6 protein-coding genes are annotated in these 7,681 nt (G+C 34.3%); 2 read left to right on the forward strand and 4 right to left on the reverse strand.

Annotated features, from left to right (window positions below; all coding sequences use genetic code 11):
- Window positions 1-209 precede the first annotated feature (209 nt).
- The 4 genes from BUC11_RS08270 to lon all read right to left on the reverse strand — a co-directional run bounded on the left by BUC11_RS08270 (window position 210) and on the right by lon (window position 6,033).
- Window positions 210-1,586, reverse strand: coding sequence for a nucleoside permease (locus BUC11_RS08270; protein WP_073353217.1), 1,377 nt, complete (start codon window positions 1,584-1,586; stop codon window positions 210-212).
- 74 nt (window positions 1,587-1,660) lie between these two features.
- Window positions 1,661-2,356 carry a (d)CMP kinase gene (cmk, locus tag BUC11_RS08275; RefSeq protein WP_073353219.1) on the reverse strand — a complete coding sequence of 232 codons (696 nt, stop codon included), beginning with the start codon at window positions 2,354-2,356 and terminating at the stop codon, window positions 1,661-1,663.
- 37 nt (window positions 2,357-2,393) lie between these two features.
- On the reverse strand, window positions 2,394-3,413 hold the full coding sequence (gene porQ / locus BUC11_RS08280; RefSeq protein ID WP_073353220.1) for a type IX secretion system protein PorQ: 1,020 nt from the start codon (window positions 3,411-3,413) through the stop codon (window positions 2,394-2,396).
- A 169-nt stretch (window positions 3,414-3,582) separates the two neighbouring features.
- A complete protein-coding gene (gene lon, locus BUC11_RS08285; protein ID WP_073353222.1) occupies window positions 3,583-6,033 on the reverse strand; it encodes an endopeptidase La in 2,451 nt (816 codons plus the stop codon).
- A gap of 406 nt (window positions 6,034-6,439) precedes the next feature.
- On the opposite strand from lon, the gene BUC11_RS17365 reads away from it, so the two are divergent.
- Window positions 6,440-6,625 carry an RNA polymerase sigma factor gene (locus BUC11_RS17365; protein WP_394332906.1) on the forward strand — a complete coding sequence of 62 codons (186 nt, stop codon included), beginning with the start codon at window positions 6,440-6,442 and terminating at the stop codon, window positions 6,623-6,625.
- A gap of 291 nt (window positions 6,626-6,916) precedes the next feature.
- Window positions 6,917-7,621, forward strand: coding sequence for a head GIN domain-containing protein (locus BUC11_RS08295; protein WP_073353225.1), 705 nt, complete (start codon window positions 6,917-6,919; stop codon window positions 7,619-7,621).
- The last annotated feature ends 60 nt before the right edge of the window (window positions 7,622-7,681 follow it).

The following is a 7,681-nucleotide window of genomic DNA, read 5'->3' on the forward strand; positions in this document are numbered from 1 at the left end:
TACTAGGAGCACAACTTTTAGTGGTTTTTAACAAATCTTCTCCCGCTTTCCGCTCTATCTTTTCTTGATTTTCCATCCTTCAAAAGGCTGAAAAATCAATAAAAGGATGCCGCTTCACTCGGGGCTATTAAACTTCAATTGGTTTTTCAACACAAAAAAACCCGATACCTATTTTCAGTTATCGGGTTCTATATATTTTCTACCGTTTGTTAGTGACTTATATTTTCGACATCAAGTGGATTGTGTTTGTGCTTGAATAAAACAGCGAATGCAATCGCAATGACCAGCGCGTACATGGCAAAAGCCAACCAGATCGTATGCCAATCCTTCATTAAAATAGCTTTGCTAAACAAGCCATCTGCTCCTATTGCATTGCCTTGGCTTGCAACAAATTCTAACATTTTCGAATTGGTCGTTTCTGTTTCTAGAAAACCAGCTAAGTCCGTTGTATTAGTAAATGATTTAGTAAAATATTTATCGATCGCCCATCCAGAAGTGAAACTCCCTAAAACGGCTCCAAAACCATTAGTCATCATCATGAATAAACCTTGCGCTGACGATCTGTTTTTTGGATCTGTGTTGGTTTCTACAAATAAAGATCCTGAAATATTAAAGAAATCAAAAGCCATTCCGTAAACCACACATGACATAACAATCATCCACAAACCAGTTGTTGGGTTTCCATAAGCAAACAATCCAAAACGAAGTACCCAAGCCAGCATACTGATTAACATCACTTGTTTAATACCAAAACGTTTAAGAAAAAAAGGAATGGCAAGAATAAATAAGGTCTCTGAAATTTGAGAAATTGACATTATAATTGTTGAATATTCCACAACAAACGAATCGGCATATTTTGGAAAATGCTTAAACTCATCTAAGAAAACATCACCATAGGCGTTCGTAAGTTGCAATGCTCCACCTAAAAACATGGAGAAAATAAAAAACAAAGCCATTTTATAATCGGCAAACAACTTGAAAGACTCTAATCCTAATGTTTCCATTAGTGACGCATTCTCTTTTGATAAACGTTGGGGCTTACATTCTGGCAATGTAAAGGAATAAATTCCCAATACCACAGCGGCTAAACCTGCTATATAAAACTGATATTCTGTTGCTTTATTTCCCGTTAAATTTGTAATCCACATGGCTACTATAAAACCAACCGTTCCCCAAACCCGAATTGGAGGGAAATTTTTGATCACATCTTTGTTGTTTAACTTAAGAGCGGTGTAAGAAATAGAATTACTCAAAGCAATTGTTGGCATATAAAAACACATGGCCAAAAGCATAATGTAAATAAAGGTTTCGGGCGTGGAAACTTGTGGTATGTAAAATAAAACCGCTGCATATAAAATGTGTAGCGCTCCGTATAATTTTTCAGCATTTATCCATCTATCAGCAATAATACCCGTTAGTGTTGGCATAAACAAAGAAGCAATTCCCATCGTACCAAAAACCAATCCAAATTGCGTTCCATCCCATTGCATTGTCCCAAACCAATAATTTGCAATTGTAATCAACCAAGCTCCCCAAACAAAAAACTGAAGAAAACTCATTATTACCAATCTATTTTTAATTCCCATGAGATGAATTGTTTTTTTACTTTAAAAAATTTACAAGGCGTAAATCTACTATTAAAAATGAAATCTGCAAATAATTATAACGTTTTAGTCATATCGTTTACTAAATCTAAAACAAGTGCAAATTGTTCCTCACGATTCAAATGTGAATTATCAATCTCAATAGCATCTTCCGCTATCACTAAAGGAGAATCCTCCCGATGTGTATCAATGTGATCTCGCTCTTCTACATTTTTTAGTACTTCTTCAAAGGTCACCTTATCTCCTTTTTGGACAAGCTCATCGTAACGTCTTTTTGCTCTTGTAGTTGCGCTGGCTGTCATGAAAATTTTGAGCTCGGCATTGGGAAAAACTACGGTTCCTATGTCCCTTCCATCCATGACGATACCTTTATTTTTTCCCATTTCTTTCTGCTGTTCTACTAATTTGGCACGAACTTCTGAAACTTCAGCTACTTTGCTAACAAAACGAGATACTTCAATCGTTCTGATTTCAGTTTCTACATTTACATCATTTAAATACATTTCGCCAAAACCCAAATCCGCATTAAATTTGAAGTGCAATTGTATATTTGGCAAGCTGTTTATCAATGTTTGTTTATCAAAAGAATCCGCATTTATGTAGCCATTTTGCATCGCAAAAAATGTAACGGCACGGTACATCGCTCCAGTGTCAACGTATACGTATCCTAAATTATTAGCGAGTTGCTTGGCCAAAGTACTTTTTCCGGTAGATGAAAATCCATCTATTGCGATAGTAATTTTTTTATTCAAAATGTAATATTTAAAGTTCTATGTTATATCAAAATTATTATTGAAAGTTCACTGTTAACCCAAAAAGACTTGTATTTCCGGCTAATGTATATCTGGAATACGAATAATTGAATTTCAGTTTATTCATTTTAAGTCCAAAACCGAGAGAGACACCTGAGAAGTTTCGTTGTTCTAAAAGTCGCAATTCTTCGGCTCTTCTAAAATTATAACCGAGCCGCAGATTAAACGCTTTTTTAGGAAAGAGTTCAACACCCACAATTACATGTCGTAATGCATTATTAATAAAGGACACTTTTTCTTCGGTGGATTCTCCATCAAAAGAGGATTCTGCTCTGGCTGGATTTGAAAAAGCAATGTTCCATTGCTGTAAATTTTCTAAGGTAAGGTGCCACCGAATAGGAACGTTTTCTAATTCCTGTGAAACACCAGCAATAATTTCCAACGGTAGTTTCTCATTTGTACCATTATAAGTTGAAAACTGAGTTCCGATATTCCGTATTGCTAACGCCCAGTTTACATCGTTTCTTTCATCAATAAACAAAGCACCAATGTCTAAAGCTCCGCCAAAAGAATGATAGGTTTCCAAACTGGAAGAAATCAGTTTTGCACTCGCTCCTATGTGAATATCAGTGTAAGGAATATTGTAGGCATAGCCAAAGGAAAGCGCAATTTCGCTACCGGTAAATGCCGATGTAGGTTGACCATTTTCATCAAAGCCTTCAAAATTGCCATAATTTACATAATTTACCCCAGCCTGAAAAGTTTGTAAATGACGGTCATAAGTGTACGCATAAGAAGCAGTTCCATACGTCACTTCCCCAAAATAACTCCCATAATTTAAAGCCAAGTGATTGTCCATTTCAGCATTTATGGTTGCAGGATTAAAATGCGCTTGATTGACGTCATCATCATAAATCGTGATTACTTTTCCGCCTAAAGCTGCCTGTCTTGGCGAAGTCACCAAATTCAAAAACTGATAGGTATATTTCCCTCCTATTTGACTATAAGAAACAGTACAAATAATCAGGAAACAGTATAATAGAAGTTTTTTTAACATGCTTTAAATTGCAGTGGGTGTAAAATAAAAACGCAACTGCGAAGATAAAATTATAAATACAATAAATGGCAAATTTAAAACTCGTAATTATAAATAAAAAATCCAAATTCCATCTCTTGATAATCAAGTTTTGAAATTTGGATTTTAGGTATTTCTGAGTTGTATTTTATTACAAATCCTTCGCGTTTTTTACTTTCTGATCAGTCAAAGCAAATTTTAATACATCGCTCATTTCTTTTACATAATGAAAAGAAAGTCCTTCCAGATATTCCGGTTTTATTTCATCAATATCACTCTTATTTTCATGACACAAAATAATTTCTTTGATATTCGCTCTTTTGGCTGCCAAAATCTTTTCCTTGATTCCGCCTACTGGCAACACTTTTCCGCGCAACGTGATTTCTCCTGTCATCGCTAAGTTTTTCTTCACTCGTTTTTGTGTAAACAACGAAACTAATGACGTCAACATTGCAATTCCGGCACTTGGACCGTCTTTTGGAGTAGCTCCTTCTGGAACGTGCAGGTGAATATTATATTTAGAAAGTATCTCTGAATTTAATCCTAAAAGTTTTGCATTGGCCTTAATATATTCCAAAGCAATTGTAGCCGATTCTTTCATGACTGTACCTAAATTTCCGGTAATAGTCATGATTCCTTTTCCAGGAGAAAGCAACGATTCAATAAAAAGAATGTCACCCCCAACAGATGTCCAAGCCAAACCAGTTACCACACCGGCAACATCATTGTTCTCGTATTTGTCTCTTTCTAATCTTGGAACACCAAGCGTTTTTATGATATCCTCGTCCGTAACTTTTTTGTTATATTCTTCTTCCATCGCAACTGATTTCGCTGCGTTACGGATTACTTGAGCAATTTTAGCTTCTAAACCACGAACACCAGATTCACGTGTATATCCTTCAACAATTTTTTCTAATTGTTTTTTTCCAATGGTCAAATCTTTGGTCGTCAAACCATGTTCTTTCAATTGTCTTGGAAACAAATGCTGACGTGCAATTTCTACCTTTTCTTCAATAGTGTATCCTGACATTTTGATAATTTCCATTCTATCTCTTAAGGCCGGCTGAATGGAGGACATCGTATTTGAAGTTGCGATAAACATCACTTTTGATAAGTCATATCCCATTTCAAGGAAATTATCATAAAATGAATTGTTTTGCTCTGGATCTAAAACTTCCAATAATGCCGATGATGGATCACCTTGATTACTATTTGATAATTTATCGATTTCATCCAAAACAAAAACAGGATTTGATGTTCCCGCTTTTTTTAAGCTCTGGATAATTCGCCCTGGCATAGCACCAATATACGTTTTTCTATGTCCACGAATCTCAGATTCATCGCGTAAACCTCCCAATGAAATACGCACATATTCTCTGCCAAGCGCTTCTGCAATAGAACGCCCTATAGAGGTTTTACCTACTCCAGGAGGACCTGTCAAGCAAATGATTGGCGATTTCATATCATTTCGCAATTTTAAAACTGCCAAATGTTCTATCATTCTTTTCTTCACATCTTCAAGCCCAAAATGATCTCTATCTAATATTTTCTGAGCACGTTTTAAGTCAAAAATATCTTTAGAATACTCGTTCCAAGGCAAATCTAAGAACAACTCTAAATAGTTTCTTTGGATACCAAAATCGGGTGCTTGTGGATTCATACGACGCATTTTTGACAATTCTTTATCAAAATGCTTTTTGGTTTTCTCATCCCATTTCTTGGTCAAAGACTTCTGTACCATTTCCTCAATTTCCTCTTCTTGAGAAACACCACCTAACTCTTCCTGAATGGTTTTCATCTGCTGGTGCAGGAAATATTCGCGTTGTTGTTGGTCTAAATCGAAACGAACTTTGGACTGAATATCATTTTTCAATTCGAGTTTTTGCAACTCAATATTCATATAACGCAACGTCTCTAAAGCTCTCTCTTTTAATTCATTAATCGCTAATAAATCTTGTTTCTCTTTAACTGATAAATTCATGTTTGAAGTAACAAAATTAATCAAGAAAGATTGACTTTCGATATTTTTGATGGCAAAGGTTGCTTCGCTAGGAATGTTTGGACTTTCTTTAATAATTTGAATGGCTAATTCTTTGACAGAATCTAGAATAGCTACAAACTCGGTATCATTTTTTTTCGGTCGCTTTTCAGGAACCTCTTTAATTTTTGCTGTTAAATAAGGTAGTTCCTCTAATACAGTATCAATTTCGAAACGCTTTTTACCCTGAAGAATTACAGTAATATTTCCGTCCGGCATTTTTAGTACTCGTAAAATACGAGCCACAGTCCCTATTTTATGTATATCTGCTTTAGTTGGATCTTCATCTTCCTCATTAATTTGAGCAACAACACCAATAGTTTTACCCGCTGCGTTGGCATCATTTATTAATTTGATTGATTTATCTCGTCCTGCTGTAATTGGTATGACAACACCTGGAAATAAAACCATATTTCGCAATGGCAAGATCGCTAATAATTCTGGTAATGCCTCATTATTCATTTCCTCCTCGTCCTCTGGAGTCAAAAGTGGAATTAAATCTGCTTCCGAATCAAATTCCTGAAGTGACAGATTGTCAATAGTAAGTATTTTATGATTTGACATAGTATTATTTAAGTCTTTTTGTCATTAAAAAATTAATCCTTTAAGCAAATATAGGATTTCAAAAGAGTCTTTGTAGATAAAAACAATCTTTAATTTTCAAAATTTGCATAACCGTAAAAGAGTCAATCTTTGTGCCAAAATAAACTGTATTAATTCTATTTTTTATAATAAAGTGTTATTTAAAACCCAACTGTAACAAGAACTAAAACTATTCGTGATTACATAAAATTAAAATTTAGTTTTATTTTTATAAAAGTGAAACAGGGACCTAAATAACACGTATTTATTTCAAATCACGATCAACTGTTTGAGTTTAAACCATCAAAATATCGAAAAATTGATTTTGCTTTGCCAGAAAAAAAATCATAAAGCACAGTGCGAAGTTTATAATCGCAATGCAAAAGCGATGTATAGCGTTACGTATCGTATTGCTAAAGATGCCCATTATACAGAAGATGGTATTCTGAAGGCATTCTCGAAGAGAAACGATAACAAACAAAAAGTTTCTTTTGGCGCTTGGTTAAATCGAATTGTTGTAAACTCAAGTATTGATTTTATAAAAAAAAAATCAATTCAAAACAGAAGATTTTGATACCACACATTATAAAATTGAGGAAACAAAAACTAATGGCTCAGATAGTTTTACTTTCAACGATTTGAAAGTAAAACAAATTAAATTTTGCTTTTGATTTTAATATTGTTTTAAAATATGCTAACTTTAATCATTACAATGACTTAGAACGACTCCTATGAAGAATTTTTAAACTCAAAGAAATAGAGCGGTTATGATAAAGAGAGAGGAGTAAGTGATATAGCCATACTCTGAGATTATGGTACTGCAACATTAGCAAAAAAAGCAATTAACCAATAAACCAACAAAATTATGAAAAATTCAATTCAATTAGTTGTCACTTGTGCCCTATTAATAACGGCTGTGACTCATGCACAATGGTCGTCTAGCGAAAAATTTAAAGGAAATGGAAAAGTAAGTACTCAAACGAGAACAACCGCCTCTTATGATGCCATTGTAGTGACAGGTTTTTTTGATGTAGAGTTAGTATCAGGAAAAGAAGGAGGTATAATGGTAAAAGGAGAAGAAAATTTATTGCCTTTAATTAAAGTTGAAGTTATAGATCACCAATTAAAAATTTATACCCAAAAAAACACATACGTCAGCACCAGCAAGGGGAAGCAAATAGTTATTATTGTACCTGTAGAAAGTATTAATATGATTTCTTTAACCGGTTCTGGAGATATCACCTCTAAAAACCGCATCCAATCAAATTCATTTTCGGTTAAATTAGTTGGGTCAGGTGACATGAAATTAGAAGTAGAATCAAATGATATTGAGGCTAATTTAAGCGGTTCTGGAGACCTAAAGCTAACTGGAGTAACAGAAAATTTAACTAGTATTCTAAACGGTTCCGGCGACATAGACGCCAGCAATTTGAAAGCTAAAAACGTTAATGCAACTGTTTCCGGATCGGGAAACACCTCTGTTTTCTGTTCACTAAGTATCTATGCTAGAGTTTTAGGTTCAGGTGCTATTGAATTATGCTGCGACCTATTCGCGATGCAACTTTTTTAGAAACTTAAGATAGTTTTTTAAGTTTTCATTTCTATTTTCTAGGCTAAAATCGGAAATAAC

This window comes from Flavobacterium xanthum, assembly GCF_900142695.1.
GTDB classification, from domain to species: domain Bacteria; phylum Bacteroidota; class Bacteroidia; order Flavobacteriales; family Flavobacteriaceae; genus Flavobacterium; species Flavobacterium xanthum.